The organism is Propionivibrio soli (genome assembly GCF_025770765.1).
Taxonomy (GTDB): Bacteria; Pseudomonadota; Gammaproteobacteria; order Burkholderiales; family Rhodocyclaceae; genus Propionivibrio; species Propionivibrio soli.
On the sequence record NZ_JANZKY010000018.1, the window covers coordinates 38531 to 59062 of the forward strand.

Below are 20532 nucleotides of genomic sequence, written 5' to 3' on the forward strand. Positions count from 1 at the left end.
TGTGGGCCCCGTCCTCCCTAAGCTACCCGTCGGCAGCGCTCGATGTAGTCTCGGTACCACAAACCGCTTTGCTTGATCGTCCGCTGTTGCGTTTCGTAATCGATGTGGATGATGCCGAAGCGGCGTGAGTATCCCCAGCCCCACTCGAAGTTGTCGAGCAGCGACCAGACGAGATAGCCGATGAGTGGAGTTCCTTGCGCGCGCGCGCGGGCGACCGCCGCCAGATGGCCCTCTAAATACGATTGCCGGCCCTCGTCGCGTATTTCGCCGTTGCTCACTTCGTCGTGGAAAGCGGCGCCGTTCTCGGCGACGTACATCGCCGGCGGTGCGTAGTCCTGGTGGATCCGCATGATGATGTCGTAGAGACCGTCGGGGAATACTTCCCATTCCATGGCGGTGTACGCGGCATCTGCGGGTTGGACTTGCGCCGCATGCGGATACGGCAGGCTGCCGTCGTGGGTCACGTGACCCCGCGTGTAATAGTTGAGGCCAAGCGCGTCGATGGGCTGGCGAATGATCTCCATGTCGCCCGGCTGTACGAGCGTGGCTGGCGCAGCTTCGCCGTAACCATCCCAGATATCTTGCGGGTAATGCCCAAGGAAAAGGGGATCGGCGAACCAGCGGTTGAAGATGCCGTAGGCGTGGTGGGCCGCGGCTTCCGATTCGGGGCGCGCATCGGCGGCGTAGTAGGGTTTCACGTCGAGGACGATGCCGAGCTTTGCAGTGTGCGTATGGGCACGCAGGGCCGGCATGGCGAGGCCGTGCGCGAGCAGTAGGTGATGCGCGGCGGCGAGCGCCTTGCGGATGTCTTGTTCGCCGGGGGCGTGGCGACCTTCGAGGTGGCCGACGATGGCCGAGCAGCGCGGCTCGTTGAGTGTCGCGTAGGTATGCACGCGGTCGCCCAATCGCTTGACAACTACCTCGGCGTAGGCGGCGAAGGCGGCGCTCGTGTCGCGGTTCATCCAGCCGCCCCGTTCAGCGAGCGAAAGCGGCAGATCCCAGTGATAGAGCGTGACGAAAGGCGCAATGCCGGCGGCGAGCAGCTTGTCGACCAGCCGGTCGTAGAAGTCGAGCCCTTTCTCGTTCACGGCGCCAACCCCGTCCGGAACGACGCGCGGCCAGGCGATGGAGAAGCGATAGGCGTTCAGGTTGAGCGACTGCATGAGCGCAATGTCTTCCTCGACGCGGTGGTAGTGGTCGCACGCCACGTCGCCGGTGCTCTTGTCAGCGATTCGGCCGCTGTGATGGGAAAAATGGTCCCACATGCTGGGCTTGCGCCCGTCCTCGGACGCCGCGCCTTCGATCTGATAGGACGAGGTGGCGGAACCGAACAGGAAGTCTTTGGGAAACGGCGACGACATGGGTGGAATCCTTCCGAAAAGGTGACGAGGGGGGCGAGGGGCGGGCTAGCAGCCGTGCAGCGGCTAATCGGGGGGCGCCTGATAGCTGTGCCACAGCGAAAAGATGCGTATCGATTCGAACGGCGATGGCTGGGCATCGGGCGGATACGTGATCGTGATTTGTCGCGGTTCGCCGGGGAACAGGTCGAAGAGGTTGTCATCCGGCCGCACCTCGGGCGATGCGAACGAAACCTGTACGGCAAGGGCGAGGCTTTCGGCTCCCACCGTCAGGGTCGCTTTGCCCGGCGCGTCGGACCGCCAGTGCGTGCGTATGCGCGGATCGGAAAGCTCGATGAAGCGGGGGACGGTGAATAGTGCGGTCTGCCGCGATAGCACCTCGCCGGTCGCGGCGTCTTCGAGGCGAGTGGCGAGCACGGCGTTTTCGTTGCGCACGTCCAGGGCCGGGTCGAGAACGACGTCGGCATGATGGACGACCTGCCCCGGTTCGAGAACGACATCGCGCGTCTCCTCGGCCGCGAGCGTCCGCCCGGCGACATCGCGCAGTTGCCAGCGCAGCCGGGCCCTGCGCGACGTGGGAGCGTCGTGGATCGTGAACAGCGCGTAACGGTCGATCGTGTTGTGGACCGTGTTGTACGGGCCGATCGTCAAGTCGCCTTCGGTGCGCAAGTAAACGAGGCTTGGCGCATAGGCGCGCCGCGCCTCGAAATGCAGCGCCTTCCACCGCCCGCCATACTCGATCGAACTCCAGGAGGCGACGGGCCAGCAGTCGTTGATCTGCCAATAGAGGCAGCCCATCGTACGTGGCATGCGATGGCGGAAGTGCTCGATCCCGATCTTCATGCACCACGCCTGATTCAGTTGCGACAGGTAGGCGAGGGCACGGTATGAGTAAGCATGGCGGAAACGTTGGTTGATGTAATGCAGCATCGTCGCGTTGCCGCCGCCGTTCTTCTGGTGGTTTTCCATCACCGGCGCGAAGACGTTCAGCGCCTCGTGCGGGCAAAAGGTGGCGGCGAGTTCCGGCGACGCGTAGCTCTGCATGCCGAACTCGGAGCAGAAACGGACATCGAGGGCCTCGTAGCTCTTGACCGGGGCGCGCTCGTGCCAGACCTTCCAGTAGTGGACGTCCCCGGCGCGGCCGTCGTTGGCGTCGGCGAGATAAGCGCCGGGTGTCCAGGGAGAACTCGGCCAGTAGGGCGTAACCCCGTCGAGTTCCTGCACGCGCTGGGGCAGCAGGCGGTGGAACAGCCGCTCGTTGTCGGCCGCTATGGACGGCTTTTCGCGCATGCGATCGGCGTAGTAGCCGATCATTTCGTTTTCGTTGTTTCCGCACCAGAGTGCGAGACAGGCATGGTGCCGTAGGCGCCGGATCTGATCGGATGCCTCGGCATCGACGAGTGCGACATACTCTGCGTCGCCCGGGTACAGGCTGCAGGCGAACATGAAGTCCTGCCAGACGAGGATGCCCAGCTCGTCGCACAACTCGTAGAACGCGTCGTCCTCATAAACGCCGCCGCCCCAGACGCGCAGCATGTTCATGTTGGCGTCGACGGCGGCCGTGAGCCTTTCCCGATAGCGCGCGCGGTCGCATTCGGTAATGAAGGCATGGTCGGGAATCCAGTTCGCGCCTTTGGCAAAGATGGGGCGGCCATTCACCCGGAAGTAGAACGTCTCCCCGTCGGCGTCGTTTTCGCGCACGAGATCGACCGTGCGCAGGCCGATTGCCTTTTCGCACCGGTCGATTTCCTGGCCGCTGCGGTCGCGCAGGACAGCGCGAAGCGTGTAGAGCGGCTGCTCGCCCTGGCCGTTGGGCCACCACAGCCGGGGCGTACTGACGACGGCCAGGCCGTCCGTGAAGGAAGCGACCCGTCGGCCGTCGATCTCAAGTTCGGCTTCGAGGACGCAACCCTTGGCATCGCCGACGATCTCCGGCGTGAACGTCAATTCGACCTCGCCCGTGGGGCGGTGGAATTGACCCACGCGAACGCCGTCGAGGCGTGCTCCCGACCAAGCCTCGATGCGCAGCGAGCGCCAGATGCCGCAAGTAACGAAGCGCGGGCCCCAATCCCAGCTGTATTGGTACTGCGCCTTGCGGATTCTCGACCGGCCGCCGACCGGGTCGTTGCGCTCGCGGTAGGGTTGCCACGCTTCGTGCTCGGCGATGTAGTCGAGCGTATTGCGGAAGTCGATCTCCAGTCGGTTCTCGCCGGGCCGGAGCAGGTCGCGGATTGGAAAACGGTACGTGCAGAACATGTTTTCGGTCGTTCCGACCACCGTGCCGTTGAGGCGGATGCTGGCGAGGGTGTCGAGCCCGTCGGCCACCAATTCCACCTGCTCCTGCTGGAGCATCTGCTCGTCCACCTTCAGCACGCAGCGATACGACCAGTCTTCGCGCTCGATCCATTGCAGATCGTTTTCGTTGGTTCCGTAAAACGGATCGGGGATGAGGCCGTTGCGGTACAGGTCGGTGTGGACGCATCCGGGGACACGAGCCGGGTACCAGGCGCCGTCCCGGGGAAAGGAAACTTCCCAATTGTCATGAAGAGGCAGGCGCAAACGGGGCATGCTGTCGTTCCTCATAGTTCTCCCGGCTCTACAGCCGCCGCTCGGTTTCGCGTGAGAACACCGAGAGGCGGTCGAGATCGAAATGCAAGGGCACGGTTTGCCGGTCAAGGCGCGCTTCGCGGGGATCGACGCGCAGGGACATGGCTTCGTCGCCGACCTTTGTCCACACCAAAGTATCGGCACCGAGAGGCTCGACGTAATCGATGCGCGCCATTACTCCGGTGTTGCTCGTGCCACCTGCTTCGCCGAAACAGACGTTCTCGGGTCGTACGCCAAGTGCGATCTCCTGGCCAGCGACCGGCGGCGCCTTGAAGCGATAGCGCGACAGATCGACCTGGAATCCCGTGCATGCGGCGACCGGTCGTCCGGCTTCGATGGCGATGCGGCCCTTGAGAATGTTCATCGGGCTGGCACCGATGAACCCGGCCACGAACAGGTTCTCCGGCTCGTCGTAGAGCGTCTGGGGCTCGGCGTGCTGCTGAATCACGCCGCCTTTGAGAACGACGATCGACGAAGCCATCGTCATGGCCTCGACCTGGTCATGCGTCACGTAGATGCTCGTTACGCCGAGGGTGTCATGCAGTCGGCGGATTTCACCGCGCATCTGCGAACGCAGCTTGGCGTCGAGGTTCGACAGCGGTTCGTCGAAGAGGAAGAGACTCACGTCGCGTACGAGGGCGCGGCCGATGGCGGCGCGCTGACGTTGCCCGCCCGAAAGCTGCGATGGTTTGCGGTCGAGAAGTTCAGTCAGGTGCAGCATCGTTGCCGCTTTTTCGACCTTGCGTTCGATCTCGCTGCGCTTGAGGCCGGCGACCTGGAGGCCGAAGCTCATGTTGCCGCGTACGGTCATCGTCGGATACAGCGCGTACGACTGGAAAACCATCGACAGGCCCCGATCCTTCGGTTCCAGCCCGATCACGTCCTTGCCGTCGATCTCGATCCGACCCGATGTCGGCGATTCCAACCCGGCAATGATGTTGAGCAGGGTGGACTTGCCGCAACCCGATGGGCCGAGTAAGACGAGAAACTCTTTTTCGCGCACCGACAGGTTGATGTTCTCGAAGACCGCGGTGTTATCAAACCGCTTGCTCAAATTGACGATGTTTAACTCGGACATGTGTTGTTTCCCTTATGCAATACCGGTTCAACCCTTCACGGCACCCGATGTGATTCCGCGCACGAAATAGCGTCCGGAAGCCAGGTAGACGAGCAGCGGCGTGGCGGCGGTGAGAATGGTGGCGGCCATGTTCACGTTGTATTCCTTCTCGCCGAAGGTCGAATTCACCAAGTTGTTCAGCTGGGCGGTCATCGGCAGGTTGTCGCGGCCGGCGAAGATCAGCCCGAGGAGGTAATCGTTCCAGATGCCGGTGACCTGCAGGATCACCGCCACGACGAGGATCGACGGCGACATCGGCAGCATGATGCGCCAATAGATCTGCATGAACCCGGCGCCATCCACGCGCGCCGCCTTCATGATCTCGGTGGGCAGGGAGGCGTAGAAATTGCGGAAGATCAGCGTCAACACCGGCAGCCCGAACAAGACGTGGATGGCGATGATTCCCGGCAGCGTGCCGTAGATGCCGAGCGTGCGTGTCATGATGACGAGCGGATAAAGCAGAACCTGATACGGAATGAAGGCGCCGGCCATCAGCAGACCGAGCATCAGTTCGGCGCGGCGCACGTTCCACAGTGCGAGCGCGTAGCCGTTGAGCGAACTCAGGGCGACCGAGAGGATGACGCTCGGCACCATGATCTTCAGCGAATTGCCGAATCCACCGCGGATGCCGTCGCACGCCATGCCGATGCACGCGCTCGACCACGCCTTGAACCAGGCGCTGAAATTCGGATCGAGGGGCAGGGCGAAAATGTTGCCTTCGCGAATCTCCGGCATTCCTTTCAGCGAGGTGGTGACCATGATGTACACCGGGATGAGGAAGAACGCGGTACTTACCGCGAGGAAGGCGTAGATGCCGATGCGGCCGATGATCTTGCTGTTCATGATTTCGTGGCTCCCGTCAGCGGCGCAATTTGTGGAAGCTGTAGGCGACGTAAGGCGCAACGACGGCAATCGTCGTCATCAGCAGCATGACGGCCGCCGCACTTGCCATGCCGATGTTGGCGCGCTCGAAGGTCAGGTCGATGACGAACTTCGCCGGCAGGTCGGACGCATTGCCCGGTCCGCCACGGGTAAGGGCGACGACGAGGTCGTAGGCCTTGACGACCGCCATCGCGAGCAGCACGACGCAGGTCATGACCATCGGCCGTAACATCGGCAGCACGATCGACAGGTAGGTCCGCCAGGCCGGAATGCCATCGATAGCCGTCGCTTTCCAGATGTCGCGGTCGATTCCGCGCAGGCCGGCGAGGAGAATGGCCATCACCAGTCCCGACGATTGCCAGACGGCCGCAATGACGATCGCGTAGATGGCTTTATCGGGGTTGATCAGCCAATCGAACGAGAAATCGGCGAAGCCCAGATCGCGGACGAATTTCTGCAGGCCCAGCGTCGGGTTCATGAACCACTGCCACGCCAGGCCGGTGACGATGAACGACATTGAGAGCGGGTACAGGAAGATTGTACGGAACAACGACTCCGCGCGAATTCGCTGGTCGATCATGATCGCCAGAAGGAAACCGAAGGCGAGTGTGATCGAGATGAAGCAGCCGCCATATATGAACAGGTTGGAGAAGGCAACGTGGAAGCGCTCGGTGTCGAAGAGGCGCACGTATTGCGTGAAACCGACGAACTCGTAGCGCGGAATCAGCTGCGTCTTGGTAAACGAGATGACGCCAGTCCATGAGATGGCAACGAGCATGATGCCGATCGCCGCGACCGTCGTCAGCGTGATCGTCACCAGCGCAGGCAGCTTGGCGCGAAAGGAGAGCATGGGAAACTCCCGGTGGAAACGGGCTTGCGGGTTGCGCGTCCACGCCGGAACTCCGGCGTGGAACGTGAAGGTGGAACGGCGTCAGCGCGACTGTCGGATGGCGTTGGCGATCAGGTTCGACGCCGCCGTGGCGTCGATCGACTTGTCGTTCCAGAACTTGGTGAGCGCGTCATGCACCGCGCCCATCATGTCGCCCGACAGCGCCATCGCGAAGTTGGGCAACTGGTTCTCGGGCTTGCTCAGCACGGTACGGCCGAGTTGTGCGCATTGATCCATGCTGGAGAGATCGACGTCGGTGCGCGCGGGAATCGACCCCTTGACCTTGGCCAGGGCCAGTTGCACCTGCGGGTCCATGATCGTGTTCGCCAGTTCGACCTGTGCCTTGGTCGGCTTGTCGCCGCCATTCTTCGGGAAGGCGAAGGTGTCGACGACGAGGATGTAGGCGTCCTGATTTCCGGGCGCCATCGCGCAGCCGTATTCCTTGCCGGCCGTCATGCCCGCAGCGACGAACTCGCCTTTGGCCCAGTCGCCCATGAACTGCACGGCGGCCTTGCCGGTGATGACCATGTTCGTGGCATCGTTCCAGTTGCGTCCCGGGCTGCCTTCGTCGACGAACGCCTTGAGGTCCTTGAACGTCTTCAACGCTTTCACGACGGGCTCGCTCTTCGCGTATTCGGCGTTCTTCTCGACGAAGAGTTTCCGGTAGGCGTCCTTGCCGGCGACGCCGACGAGCACGCTGTTGAAGAACACCCGCTCCTGCCACGGTTGACCGCCGAGCGCGATCGGGGTGATGCCGGCCGCCTTGATCTTCGGCGCATCAGCAAGGAAACCTTCCCACGTTTTCGGCGGCGTCAGCCCGAGCTGCTGGAAGACCTTGGTGTTGTAGAACATCCAGTTGTCCGCGTGCACCGTGATCGGTGCGGCGATGATGTGGCCTTCCGACGAGAGCTTGTCGGTAATGAGCTTGGGCAATACCGCGGACCACTTGCCGTCGCGGGCGACCGTGTCCATCGACGCTAGCATGCCTTGGTCCGCCAGATTGAGCAGGTCCACGCCAAGATTCCATTGGATCGCCGCCGGTGCGTCACCGCCCATGATGCGGTTGACGGCGGATGCGCGCGCTGCCGATCCCCCGACCACGGCGCTGTCCTTCCAGCCACCGCCCCTCGCCTCAAAGGCCTTGGCGATTACGCTGATCGACTTGGCCTCGCTGCCTGACGTCCACCAATGAACCACGTCGGCCGTCATTTCCTTCGGCGCGGCCGAAGCCGCCAGAGACACCGAAATGACACAAAGGCCGGTTAGAAAACGCGCCGGGTATTTCATATCGTCTCCTACGTTAAAGTATCGGGACCGCTGAAAAGGGGATACAAACGCTTACACAATGTTACGCAAACGTTGTAGTAAAAATACTATCTTACGGCTCCGTCACGATGTCAACAGATTTTTCTCCGGAGCGGATGATACTTGTCTGATGCGCGGTAAACCGTTAAACACAATAAAATATCCATTACATTCATATGGATATGAACATGACGTGGTGATGCGCGTGCTAGGGGTCATCGCAAGCAGAATGATCTGCGAAGCAAGATTCCTTCTTTACGCACAAGCGCAAACGTTGTAGTTTTAGAACAAGAATACAGTGGGAGCCGAAGCAATGAAGAACCGTGAAACGAGTGAGGCACTCGCCGCGGTACCGAAGAAAGCGACGTTGAAAAGCATCGCCGCCCATCTCGGGGTTTCGGTTTCGACGGTGTCGCGGGCGTTGAAATCGAGTCCCGACATCGGCCGCGAAACCAGAGAACTCGTCAAGAAGGCGGCACAGGAAGTGGGCTACGTTCCGGATCTCGGCGGCGTGAAGCTGCGCACGGGACGTACGTTCAACCTGCTCTACATCAAGGCGATCCACCCGCAGCAGGACGTCCCAGACGGATCGGTCGCCGCGCAAGTGAGCGCGATCACGGAGAATCTCGCGGGAACGTCGTACCAACTGCAGCTGATGGCGTGGGACCCAAACGACGAAGAGGCGGCGCCGCTCAAGCGGGCAGTGGAGGGCCGGCTGGTCGACGGCGTGTTGCTCGACAACACCCGCCCGCTGGATGCGCGCGTGCGCTATCTCCTTCAGATGAACGTGCCTTTTGTGACGTTCGGGCGTACTGAACTGTTAACCGAACATCCCTATGTCGACGCCGATAATGAGAAAGCGGCTTTCGATGCGACCTCGCATTTGATCCGTCAAGGGCACAAGCGGATTGCCTTGATCGGGCCCCCGTTGATTTTCACCTACGCACTCCAGCGTCGGCGCGGGTATTTGCGCGCGATGGAGCAGGGCGGCCTCGACGTCGATGCGGCGTTATTCAGTGACGAAGGCGTGAGCGCACGACGCAACCGCGAGGTCGTCCGCCAGATGATGCAGCTTGCCGAACCGCCAACCGGTTTCGTATCGACCAACGATTCCTCCACGCTCGGCATCCTTGCCGGGCTTCGCGATTCGGGGCGTCTCGTCGGGCGTGATTGCGATGTCGTGTCGCGCGATTATTCGCAGTTCAGCAATTACCTCAACCCGCCGCTCTCGACGTGTTACCTCGATATCTACAAAGTTGCGGCCACGATGTCGGAGTTCATCGTGCGCAGTATCGAAGGCGCGCCGGTAACACAGTTGCAACGCGTGTTCGAGACGGAGTTCATTCAGCGATAAGCGAGCCGGTACGGGGGCATTATCCCATCTTGCCTCGCCCGTGACTGTTGTTCCCGGTGTCATTTCGCGGGAACCGTAATGCGCATGCCGATGGTGTGGTGTGTACCCAATAAGCATAATCGAGGTTGTGCGCGGAGAAAACTTTAGCGCTGCTCCGGAACTAAATTTTCCCTTCTTTGTCCTAGCCTAGCGTCATTTTATGCCGTCCGGTATGGGCGTACGGAATCTAATCGAAGACATCACAATTGATGATTGGATTCCCTAGTTTCCTTTAGCTATATTCCTGTCACACGGAACGCAAGAGCGCGTTCCGTTCCTCCGAACTCCGCGTGGTGTTAGGAGGAAGTTGGGCTGTTATGCCTGCGGTTCGCGAAAGAGGCGAGCCTGACGACCTGATACGAGCGCCGGCCGTAAACGGCCGGAACCATCCCATCGATTAGATGCCTCAAGTCCCACTTGTGCGCATCTCAAGAACGGAGAAAGCGAGGTTCAGACCGCGATGCTGTCCGTTGACGTTACCGATCTGGGAAACTCGCCCGCGCTGCCGCGGATAAGCCCACTTGTGTGTCGGGCATTCAATCGGCTTTATGGCGGGGCGCGCTCGTTTCATGTGGACTTGCCGAACGTCTCCGGCGATATCGTCTTTTCGTATATGCCGGAAACAGATGAGATGCTGGATGCATCGGCGTCTTACCGATTCCGGATCGGTTCTCATACGGGTCGGCTGAGACTCGATACGTTGACGCAGGCGACATTGCTGCGTGAGCGCCGCGTCGATTTGCTTCCTCTTGAGTTGCGCTACATCCTTCTGGCCGATGCTTTGGAGCCGGTGGTAACCCTCCTTGAGCGCAATTTGCAAACCGAGATTGAGTGGGCCGCGCCGGACGATGATGACGAGGCTGCTCACGAAAAGCCGGACGTTCGCGGAAACGAAGCTTTCTTCACGATGCGTGTCCCCGGCGATTCCCCGTTATTGCACGGAAGCATTTCTTTCGACGACGAAGATGCGCTGGATGCCCTCGTGCCGCGCGGTATGTCTGCCGTGGCCACGACAGCGGCCTTCGATTTTCTGCGTGTCCCGCTCCGTTTCCGTATAGGCGCCACTCGCCTCAGTCTGCGCGAAGTACGAGGCATTGCGCGTGGCGACATTGTGAGCATCGAGGAGTGGAGTGCCGCAGGAAGCGCCGTGCGTGTCCACGCACCGATCGGTGGCTCCGGAGGCTACGTGCTGCATGGTCTGGCAGAAGGTTCGCGAATCACGCTTCAATCGATGAGAGACGAAACCATGAACGCAAACACGCGTGACGCTTCCGAAACACCAGCGGACGCCGCGAACCTGCCCCTTGACCGGCTCGATGCGCTCGAAGTGACGCTGCAATTCGACCTCGGTGAGATTTCTCTGTCATTGGGAGAGCTGAAGGCATTGCGGCCGGGACATGTGTTCGATCTGGGCCAGCCGTTGAATCGGAGTTCGGTGCGCATTCTTGCGCACGGGAACGTATTGGGCCGCGGCCACCTCGTGGCGGTTGGCGATCGATTGGGACTCAGAGTGTCGGAGTTCGCACTCAATGCCCTGTAGCACCGGGTAAATCTTCCGACCCGGTGCCCGTACCGGGAACGCGCTGAGACCGTGTCGTCAGTGGCGAAAAAACGGGACGTCCATTGTGTTGATGATTGTCCGCGTCTGGAGGTTACATGATGTCGACAAGAGAGCATGGCTTTTCCTGGCCAATGTGCGGCGATGAGAGTCGAAAGCAGGCCGCGTTGCTTTGGACCGAAAGCCCTGCGTCGTGATCGTCGGGAGCATTCTCGGTCGCTTTCCGAGTAAACCCTTGTTCGGCTCCATGGCGAGTCGCGCTTGCGGCGATAGGCTGATTGACTGCGCGCGGGGGTGAGCAATGGAAATGCCCGAACCAGTAACGCTCGTTGCGCTCATTCTGGCGCTCGGCATTGCGCCTTTCGCGGCTTTGATGGTGACCTGTTTCACCAAGCTGGTCATCGTTTTCGGACTGCTGCGTACGGCGCTTGGGTTGCAGCAGACACCGCCGAATATGGTGCTGAATGGTATTGCCATTGTCCTATCGATCTACATCATGGCGCCCGTGGGCATGGATATTGCCGATGGGCTTCGCGGGCGAACATTTGGCGTAAAAGGGCAGGGAATCAACGACATCGTCGCTGTGGTCGATGCGGCCAAGCCGCCGATCCGGCAGTTTCTGGAGAAACATACGCGTGAACGCGAACGCCAGTTCTTTCTCAAATCGGCTTCCGCCATGTGGCCCAAGCAGCATGCCGACGAACTGGTAGCCAACGACTTCATGGTGCTCGTCCCGAGCTTTACCTTGAGCGAACTGACGCGTGCTTTTCAAATCGGCTTCGTGATTTACCTTGTCTTTGTCGTCGTCGATTTGATCGTTGCCACGATCCTGCTGGCGCTCGGCATGTCGATGCTCTCGCCGACGACCATATCGTTGCCTTTCAAATTGCTTCTTTTCGTGATGCTGGATGGATGGACGCGACTCGTCCACGGCCTCGTTCTTTCGTATCGCTAGGGCCGCGCAAGGAAACATTACAGGGCGAACGGCCTATGCCGTTCAGGGTTGAAGATGCCGCGATGGCGGCCGTCTGAGGACATCGGCAATGGCTCGTTCATTCGCAGTCCCCGATAACGGAATCCGGGCGTTGTTCCGAGGTGCGGGGCGACAGAGCGACCTCGCGCTGGCCGCGCTCCTTATGGCTATCGTGGCGCTGTTCGTGTTGCCGCTGCCGACACCGGTTCTCGACCTGCTGATCGCCACCAACCTCTCGATCAGCCTGGTTCTGATCGTCGTTGCCATGTACATCCCGTCGGCATTGTCATTGTCGACGTTCCCGTCATTGCTGCTATTCACGACGCTTTTCAGACTGGCACTCAACATCGCGTCAACGAAGTTGATCCTTCTGCATGCCAATGCGGGTCACATCATCGACACGTTCGGCAAGCTGATCGTTGGCAATAACGTCGTTGTCGGCGGCGTAGTGTTTCTCATCATCGCGATCGTTCAGTTCATCGTGGTTGCGAAAGGCTCGGAGCGCGTGGCGGAAGTGGCGGCACGCTTTGCCCTCGACGCCATGCCCGGCAAGCAGATGAGCATCGACGCCGAAGTTCGGGCCGGCGTGCTTTCGTCGGAGCAAGCGCAACGTCGGCGCCAGATGCTTGAGCGCGAGAGCAGCCTCCATGGTGCGATGGACGGCGCAATGAAGTTCGTGAAGGGCGACGCCATCGCTGGCATCGTCATCGCGGTGGTCAATATCCTCGCCGGCATTACGATCGGCACGTTGATGCGCGACATGAGCCTCGGCGACGCACTGCAGCGCTACGCGATCCTTACGGTCGGCGACGGCATGGTGTCGCAGATTCCGTCGTTGCTGGTGTCGATCGCGGCCGGCATCGTCATCACGCGGGTCGATTCGAGCGGATCGCAGCTCGCGGGACAGATCGGCAGTCAACTGCTTGCACATCCGCGTGCGCTGGCGATCGCCGGCCTTGCAGTGGCGAGCTTCATCATCGTCCCAGGTTTTCCGAAGTGGGTTTTCCTGCTGCTCTCGGCGACGATTCTTGGGCTCGCGTGGGTATCGCGTTCCTTCCTCGAACGCGGACGGATACCACTCTGGATCTCGCACCGCGACGAGGAAGATATCGGAAGCGATGCTCCCGCGCCGATCGCCGCACCGCTGGCCGTGCGTCTCGCCCAGGGCCTGCGCCGCACCGTGGACTTGCACCTACTCGATCAAAGGCTGGCGGCAGGCAAGGCCAACGTCGAAGGACAACTTGGCCCGGTTTTTCCGCACATACAGGTTTCGTTCTCCGGGCCGGCTGACAGCAACGACTACGTCATCGAGGTTCACGGTGTCGCCGTGGCACGCGGCACGTTGAATCCCGGCTGCCTTCTGCTCGATCCTGGCGCCGTAGCTGTTCCCGCCGACGCGCAGATCGCTGAACCGTTCGGGCCATTCGCCCGCGTTGCCTGGGTTGAGCGCGCGCCGGAAGACGCCAGGGCGTGGACGCCGGAAGAGGTCGTCGGTCTGCATGTCGAACATTCCGTACGTCAGCATGCGTCCGAGTTGCTCGGATTGCAGGAAGTACACCGGTTGCTGCAATCATTGCAACGCGAAGCACCCGATCTCGCCACCGAAATCTCTCGCGTCGTACCTACGCCGCGGATGGCGGAAGTGTTGCGTCGCCTTCTTCAAGAGGGCGTGCCCGTGCGCAATCTCTTGCGCATTGGCGAGAGTCTGGTGAACTGGGCACAGAGAGAGCAGGACACGATCGCGCTCACGGAGCAGGTACGCATCGACATGGGCCGCTACATCACGAGTCGTTACGTCGGCGCCGACCGTCAGCTCCCGGTTGTGTTGTTCGAGTCGAATCTGCTCGACACGATTGCGGGCGCCATCGAACGGTCGCCGACCGGAAACCGGCTCTTGCTGAATCCGTCGATCGCCGAAGATATCCGAGAGCAGATGCGCCGCATTGTCGACTCGGTGAACGGGCGCGTCGTAGCCGTCGTCTCATTCGACGTACGTCGTTACGTGAAGCTCTTGCTGCAACCGGCCATTCCTCAGTTGGTCGTTCTTTCGTACCAGGAAATCGACGACGACGTGGCGTTGCACCCCGTCGGCTGGATCACCCATCCTCAGACCGCTTGAACAGGGAAACGGAAAACATGACACCCAATCACATTCTCGATATCACGCGTGAAGGGCTGCTAGTCGTCCTTGCCGTCTCGCTCCCCATCGTCGTCGTGGCGACAGTCAGCTCGCTGCTCGTCGCCGTGGTGCAGGCGGTGACGCAGATCCAGGACCAAAGCATCGGGCAGAACGTGCGCCTGCTCGTTGTGATGATTGCCGTGGTGATTGGTGCCGGTGTGCTGGGAAGCGCGGTTCTGCGTTTCTCGGAACTCGGTTTTCAGACCTTAGTCGAAATCAGATGAAGCCGGGAAGCGCAGTGGCGATGATCTTGCGCGGCGTTCTTCTGGGCGCGACGATGCTCTTGGGAGCGTCGTTCTGGTCGGCCTCACAAGCGGCCGAACTGAATTGGAATAATCGCTCTTTCCGGATTGTCGCGTCCGACAAGAGCCTGGCCGATTTCCTGCGCGAACTTGCGGCGTCTCAAGATACGACCGCCGTCATCGACCCGGCAGTAACCGGCACCATTAGCGGAAAGTTTTCCGGTCCGGCGCTGCGCATATTGAACAGCGTGGCGTCGGCGAATGGGCTGACGTGGTATTACGACGGATCGTTCCTCTACATCGAGAATGCCGCTGATGCCCGCAGCGAGGTTTTCGCCATCAAAGGCGAGAATGCCAAGCGCATCGCGGAGACGCTCGAGATGCTGAGGATCACCGATTCACGCCATCCGTTTACCGTGTTCGAGCGGGAGGGGCAGGGTAGCGTTCACGTCTCCGGGCCGAAGCGTTACCTGGAGATGGTGCGCAAGGCGATCGAATCGGTCGAGCGGCCGACGGCGGCTCCCGAAAACGCGGAGATACGCCTCTTCCCCTTGAAGTACGCATGGGCTTCGGACTTCAAGATCATGCGGGCGCGCAAGGAAGTGACGATTCCCGGTGTCGCGAATGTCCTGAACACCTTGTTTGCCGGCCGCCAGAGTTCGACCACCGGAGCCGCGTTAGGACCGGCGACGGCCGAGGGCCCAATACGTCAGCCGCGCATGGGTGGGGAGTTTGCGCGCCGCGATCTCGCCAGCATGATGCTTCCGGAGATTCCAGCCGGTGCCGGCGATATTGGCAACATGCTCGGCGGTGCGCGGCCAAGCGGCCCGAATCTGCCGCAGTTCCATGCCGATACACGGCTCAATGCGGTGATCGTGCGCGACGTGCCCGACCGGATGGAGCGCTACGCGGCGGTGATCAGATCGCTCGACATACGGCCCCGGTTGATCGAGATCGAAGTCACGATCATGGATATCAGCCGCGACAACCTCAATCAGCTCGGAGTCGACTGGCGCTTGCACTCGAAGCATCTCGACATCCAGACCGGGAACGGCAACCGTAACCAGCAAACGTGGGGTACCGGTCCGGGAGGCGGCGAGACGGGGCAGGTCGGAGGCGTGGACGACAACGGCACCCTGCTCACTCCGCTTGGCGGGCTATTCAGCGCGGCGATTGGTAATTCCGCGAGCAATTACCTGCTGGCGCGTGTCTATGCGCTGGCGGCCAACGGAAAAGCCGAATTCGTGGCCCGCCCGAAAGTCCTTACGCTCGACAACATCGAGGCGGTGCTTGAGAACCTGCGCGAGTTGCATGTCCGCGTGCAGGGCTTCCAGGACGCCGGATTGTTCAACATCATCACCGGCACGTCGGTGCGCGTCACGCCATTGATCGTCGACGAGGAACCAGCGCGCGGCGTGATGATGTCGATCAATATCGAGGACGGCGACCTGTCGCAGCAGGCGGTGGACCAGATTCCGATCATCAACCGCCGTACCGTGAACACGCAGGCCATGGTCGAGGAAGGGCAGAGCTTGCTCATCGCCGGCTATTCGTCGCAAGAGAAGACGGAAGCCGTCAATCGCGTGCCTTTCCTTTCGGACATTCCGGTCATTGGTCCGCTCTTCACCTACAACGAGAAGAAGCATGCGGACATGGAGCGGTTCTATCTGTTGACGCCGCGTCTCGTGATTCCACGCTTCACCCCCGGCCCGGACGGCACGATTGACCCACGTTCACTGCCTGGGCTGCCGCCAGGAACTCCCAGTGGGTCCGGCGTGCCCGGGGATTCGGCGCCTGTCCAAGGAGCTGGCTAGATGGATACAACGTCAGCCACGCCTCAACCGGGATGGTGCCTGCGGTTCCTGAGCGGCGCCGTCAAAGGACGGATCATTGCTCTGCATCCTGGGCAGAACGTCATCGGCTCGGGCAGCGATTGCGACGTCATGCTGCCGAGCAGCGACGTGTTGCCGCGTCACCTGATCGTCAACGTTGGCGATCTCGTTGTCACCGTGCAGCGCGTGGGCACCGCGACGGCGACGTTCAATGACGGCGAAATGGAACAGCGGCGGCGTTCCGTCGCGGTGGGTGATGTGGTCGCGGTCGGGCAAATCACCTTCCAGTTCGATCGTTCGTATCCTGCCGCCGCTCGCGACGAGTCGCCGTTCGATTGGCCGGACACGATGTTTGCGAAGAGCACTACGGAAACACTCGCCGAAGAAGCGCCCGAGCCACCGCGCGTGCGGTGGGCGGCGGCAGCGTGTCTGTTCGCCGCGGCTGTCGTCGTGGTCGTCTGGGCTGGATTCTTCCGCGGTCCTGCCGGCCCTTCGCCGGCGAGCGAAGTGAATGCGGAGGCCGTCAATCGAGCCGTGGTCGGTTATCCCGAAGTGGAAGTCGTCACGCTCATCGATGGAAAGCTCGCTGTACGCGGCTTCGTGGAGTCGAAGGCACGCAAGCAGGCCCTGCTCGAAGCGCTCAAGCCCTTCGGGTCGCGCGTCGACATCAACGTGCAGCCCGCCGACGAGATCGTGGCGCAAGCCCATCGTTACCTCGGCAGCCCGGCGATTGCGGTGAATTACACCGGCCGCGGTCAAGTCGTCTTGTCGGGCACTTCGGATGACGAGCAGTTGCCGCGCCGAGTCAAACAGCTCGCCGAGGACTTGCACCCGACCGTGCTGGTGGTCGATCGCGTCGACTACCGTCCGAAGGATCCGTCGAAGACGCGTTCGGCGGTTTCGGACCGGGAAAAGTGGGCGGCATGGCAGAGCCAATTACCTGCGCGTCTCGTGAGCATTACCGACGACGGCAACGGCGGGCGTTATATCCAGCTCGCCAACGGCAGTCGCTATTACGAAGGCGCCGTGCTGCGTTCGGGCGTCGAGGTACAGCAGATCGATGCGGACGAGGGCCTGAGCTTTAGCTCGCCTACGCCCGTACAGGAATCGGAAAAATGAGCGTGGTCCCTTACAGCCCACGCGGTTCAGAGGATTCGAGATTTCACGCGGAATGCGCACCGTGTGGAGTGGTACCCGGCCGGAGACGGCGGGTTTTGTTTGGTTGCCGTTACGGCACTTTTACTCGACTAGGAGAACACCATGGCAGTTAACGCAACGAACTCTTCGACCAGCGACAACATCGCCCTGATGCAGAAGATGCAACAGGAAAACGCCGCGCTGATGACCACCAGCATGACCGTATCCACCGCCGTTCAGGGCATGTCGACGGCGGCGCACACGGTGAACGCCGCTAGTGCCGCCGGCACGGAAGTGGGCAAAGGTGCAGCCAACGACGTACGTCAGGCGGCCAAGCAGGCCTGATGCTGGAAACGGCGGCGCCCCGATGCGTCATGAGGCGCCGCCTACCCCGGGTTACGAATCGCTCATACGGGCGATTCGCCGGCCAGAAAAGCGGAATGGCGTGTCGGCAACGGCACGCCGTTTCGAAGAGGAGACGAATCATGAGTTTACCCATCGAATCGATCGGCACGGCGTCCGAGTCGGCCGCTAGCGCGGCCGCCCGGCTCGTCGAGCAGTCGGCCCATGCCGAAATGCCGAGAGGGCAGGATCAGGTCGAGGCCCGGTCGTTCGCCACTTTCATGAACGCCAACGAACCGGGCTATGGCTATCCGACGTCTTCGGTACGCGCACCCGACGCCTTGCACCGCGCAGCACAAAGCCTGACGGCGCAATACGGCAATGATTACAGGACGTTCGAAGACATCCGGGCGAGCATGGTGCAGTCGGTGGATTTCGCCAATCCGATCCGCACCATGTTCACGATGACGAATCTTTCGATTGAGGCTCAGGCCAGCTTTACCCGCCTGCATCTGTCGAGCTCGCTGGCGAGCGCGGCAACGAGCCTCTTCGGCAACTTGCTGAAGAACCAGCAGTGAAACGCGCGATGAGCAGGTCTGGCGTCCGCACCACGGGGCATGCCTTCCGGTGCCTGCTCGCGGTGGCGTGCCTTGTGCTCGCCGGCTGCGAGACCGAGTTGTATTCGAGTCTCCGCGAACAGGAAGCGAACGAGATCCTCGCTGCATTGGCTGACGGCGGCATTCACGGCAAGAAGGCGCGGCTCGAAGGCGACAACTGGCAAGTACTCGTCGACGAGACACAACTTGGCACGGCGCTGTCGCTGCTCCGTGCCCAAGGTCTGCCACAGGAACGACGCGTCACGATGGGCGACGTGTTCCAGAAGCAAGGCCTTGTTTCTACGCCCTCGGAAGAACGCATGCGTTACATCTTCGCTGTATCGCAAGAGTTGTCGCAGACCCTGCGCGAGATCGATGGTGTCGTTTCGGCCAGGGTTCACGTGGTGATTCCGGAGAACGACCCCTTGAGCACCCGCGTGCGTCCCTCGTCGGCGGCGGTGTTCATCAAACATGCGCCTGACACCGATCTGCAGTTGCTTACGCCGACGGTCAAGGATCTCGTCGCACACTCCATCGAAGGCTTGACGCATGCCCAAGTGGCGCTGACGTTGATCGAAGCGCGGCGGCCCGAGGTGCGCGTGGCCGCGGCGTCGGCGGCGCTTCCCGCAGGGGCGGAGACCGATGCGTTCTCTCGGCAGACCGTGGCCATCGTTGTGGCGCTCTTGATTGCCGGCGCCATTTCCCTGATTGCTCTTCCGGCATTGCTGCGCAAGAACGGGCGTGACTGGGGATGGTTTCTGAATCGAGTGCTGCGTCGATGAACAGCATTGTGACCGACCTGGATGCCGTCGTTGCCGCGGCTGCACGTCCTCCGAAACTGGAAGCGTACTTTCCGGCGGAACCGGTACATCTTGCCCGGCTGGTCGCGCGGTTCGCGCTGCACCCCGAGCTGGATATTCATCCAAGTTGGTTGCCGGCGAACTGGCCACCTCGTTTCCGTCGAGCGGAACGCTTCGGCGTACGGGGCCAAGCCGTACTCGCCGATTGGCTGCATGCGCATACACCGCGAATAGAACTCGATTTCAGCGAGCCTATACGGCGGCTGCTTCTCGTTGATGGTCCGACACTGCGCCGTCTCGCGTTTTACTGCAGTTTCTGCGCGCATGCGCCGCTGCTCGAACAACGCGGCCCGGTAGCGCGTCGGTTGAGACGGCAAATGCAACGGATTGACGACGATGCCCGTGACTTTGTTCTTGGACGCACACCTCGGCTGTCGGCTTTTTCCATGGATGCGTCCGCTATCGAACGCCGGCCGGCGTCCGCCGGGCGCGTGTTGACGAGCCGTGGCTACCGGCTCCTGCGAGGCGTTGTTGCTCTGCAGGGTGATGCCGTGCTGCATCGCCTCGAACGCAAATTACCGCGGGCCGCCTCGTTCGCGCGTGCGCCGCAACTCACTGACATCCAGGCCAATCAGCTCTCGGAGCTGATCCAGATGTGCCTTATTCCGGAGAGATTTGCGCAATGGGACTGGCTTTTCTGATTACCACGGAACACCTGCAACTGCTCAGTGAACGCAAGGTGCTCAAAGAGGCCGAGTACGCCGCGTTGCTCGACGCGCAAGCGGTGGTCGACACGGCTCGGCGCGAGGCGCAGCGCATCGTGCGGGAGGCCAACAGCCAGGCGGCGGAGATGCGTCGACGCGGCCATCAAGAAGGACTCGAGGAAGCAAAGGGTGTTTACGCCGACCGCTTGATCGAGGTGGCGATGGGCAGCCGGCAGCAGTTGCAGGCCTTGCGTGACTCAATGGTCGGCCTGGTAACGAAGGCGATTCAGCAGTTCGTGCTCGAAACCGATGCCAGCGAACTGTTCGAGGCGGCCCTCGTGCGTGTCGATGCCTTGATCCGCCACGAACCGTATATCAGCGTACGCGTTGCTCCGGAGCAGGAGGCGGCATTTCGGCAAGCGCTCGGGCGGCTCAAGGACGAGGCGGGCTGGATCGCCAACGTTTCGGTGCAGGCCGATCCGGCGCTCGCCGAAGGTTCGTGTGTCATGCATACGGCGTCGGGTACGCTGGAGATCGGCGTCGACGCCCAATTGCAGGCCTTTCAACGCGCGATTGAACGCTCTGCGCCGCAACTCGTCGGGCATTAACGGAACGGAA

At 61.4% G+C, this 20532-nt stretch carries 18 protein-coding genes; 12 read left to right on the forward strand and 6 right to left on the reverse strand.

Going from position 1 to position 20532, the window contains the following annotated elements; genetic code table 11:
- Positions 1–17: 17 nt before the first annotated feature.
- From NZ453_RS19255 to NZ453_RS19280, 6 genes are all read right to left on the reverse strand, one after another.
- Positions 18–1361, reverse strand: coding sequence for a GH1 family beta-glucosidase (locus NZ453_RS19255; RefSeq protein ID WP_263772521.1), 1344 nt, complete (start codon positions 1359–1361; stop codon positions 18–20).
- Positions 1362–1424: 63 nt separating this feature from the next.
- Complete coding sequence (locus NZ453_RS19260) at positions 1425–3926, reverse strand: beta-mannosidase (RefSeq protein ID WP_263772522.1); 2502 nt, start codon at positions 3924–3926, stop codon at positions 1425–1427.
- Positions 3927–3954: 28 nt separating this feature from the next.
- Positions 3955–5043 (reverse strand): ABC transporter ATP-binding protein, encoded by a 1089-nt coding sequence (locus NZ453_RS19265; RefSeq protein ID WP_263772524.1) that lies wholly within the window; start codon positions 5041–5043, stop codon positions 3955–3957.
- A 27-nt stretch (positions 5044–5070) separates the two neighbouring features.
- On the reverse strand, positions 5071–5925 hold the full coding sequence (locus tag NZ453_RS19270; protein WP_263772525.1) for a carbohydrate ABC transporter permease: 855 nt from the start codon (positions 5923–5925) through the stop codon (positions 5071–5073).
- 16 nt (positions 5926–5941) lie between these two features.
- A complete protein-coding gene (locus NZ453_RS19275; protein ID WP_263772526.1) occupies positions 5942–6814 on the reverse strand; it encodes a carbohydrate ABC transporter permease in 873 nt (290 codons plus the stop codon).
- Positions 6815–6895: 81 nt separating this feature from the next.
- A complete protein-coding gene (locus NZ453_RS19280) occupies positions 6896–8140 on the reverse strand; it encodes an ABC transporter substrate-binding protein (protein WP_263772527.1) in 1245 nt (414 codons plus the stop codon).
- 331 nt (positions 8141–8471) lie between these two features.
- Between NZ453_RS19280 and NZ453_RS19285 the strand changes: the two genes are divergently transcribed.
- The 12 genes from NZ453_RS19285 (at position 8472) to sctL (ending at position 20522) form a co-directional block, all read left to right on the forward strand.
- On the forward strand, positions 8472–9512 hold the full coding sequence (locus NZ453_RS19285) for a LacI family DNA-binding transcriptional regulator (protein ID WP_263772529.1): 1041 nt from the start codon (positions 8472–8474) through the stop codon (positions 9510–9512).
- A gap of 499 nt (positions 9513–10011) precedes the next feature.
- On the forward strand, positions 10012–11091 hold the full coding sequence (sctQ, locus tag NZ453_RS19290; RefSeq protein ID WP_263772530.1) for a type III secretion system cytoplasmic ring protein SctQ: 1080 nt from the start codon (positions 10012–10014) through the stop codon (positions 11089–11091).
- Positions 11092–11416: 325 nt separating this feature from the next.
- On the forward strand, positions 11417–12064 hold the full coding sequence (sctR, locus tag NZ453_RS19295; RefSeq protein WP_275983296.1) for a type III secretion system export apparatus subunit SctR: 648 nt from the start codon (positions 11417–11419) through the stop codon (positions 12062–12064).
- Positions 12065–12152: 88 nt separating this feature from the next.
- Positions 12153–14201, forward strand: coding sequence for a type III secretion system export apparatus subunit SctV (sctV, locus tag NZ453_RS19300; RefSeq protein ID WP_263772534.1), 2049 nt, complete (start codon positions 12153–12155; stop codon positions 14199–14201).
- 17 nt (positions 14202–14218) lie between these two features.
- Positions 14219–14485 (forward strand): EscS/YscS/HrcS family type III secretion system export apparatus protein, encoded by a 267-nt coding sequence (locus NZ453_RS19305; protein ID WP_263772535.1) that lies wholly within the window; start codon positions 14219–14221, stop codon positions 14483–14485.
- Positions 14482–16317 carry a type III secretion system outer membrane ring subunit SctC gene (sctC, locus tag NZ453_RS19310; RefSeq protein ID WP_263772537.1) on the forward strand — a complete coding sequence of 612 codons (1836 nt, stop codon included), beginning with the start codon at positions 14482–14484 and terminating at the stop codon, positions 16315–16317. The genes NZ453_RS19305 and sctC overlap by 4 nt, the downstream gene beginning before the upstream one ends.
- Positions 16318–17454: an FHA domain-containing protein gene (locus NZ453_RS19315; protein ID WP_263772539.1), complete on the forward strand. Its 1137-nt coding sequence runs from the start codon at positions 16318–16320 to the stop codon at positions 17452–17454.
- A gap of 141 nt (positions 17455–17595) precedes the next feature.
- Positions 17596–17817, forward strand: a complete 222-nt coding sequence (locus tag NZ453_RS19320; RefSeq protein ID WP_263772540.1) for a hypothetical protein — start codon at positions 17596–17598, stop codon at positions 17815–17817.
- 140 nt (positions 17818–17957) lie between these two features.
- Positions 17958–18392 carry a hypothetical protein gene (locus NZ453_RS19325; RefSeq protein ID WP_263772541.1) on the forward strand — a complete coding sequence of 145 codons (435 nt, stop codon included), beginning with the start codon at positions 17958–17960 and terminating at the stop codon, positions 18390–18392.
- An 8-nt stretch (positions 18393–18400) separates the two neighbouring features.
- A complete protein-coding gene (gene sctJ, locus NZ453_RS19330; RefSeq protein WP_263772542.1) occupies positions 18401–19192 on the forward strand; it encodes a type III secretion system inner membrane ring lipoprotein SctJ in 792 nt (263 codons plus the stop codon).
- A complete protein-coding gene (locus NZ453_RS19335; protein ID WP_263772545.1) occupies positions 19189–19911 on the forward strand; it encodes a SctK family type III secretion system sorting platform protein in 723 nt (240 codons plus the stop codon). The genes sctJ and NZ453_RS19335 overlap by 4 nt, the downstream gene beginning before the upstream one ends.
- A complete protein-coding gene (gene sctL / locus NZ453_RS19340) occupies positions 19893–20522 on the forward strand; it encodes a type III secretion system stator protein SctL (protein WP_263772547.1) in 630 nt (209 codons plus the stop codon). The genes NZ453_RS19335 and sctL overlap by 19 nt, the downstream gene beginning before the upstream one ends.
- Positions 20523–20532 lie beyond the last annotated feature (10 nt).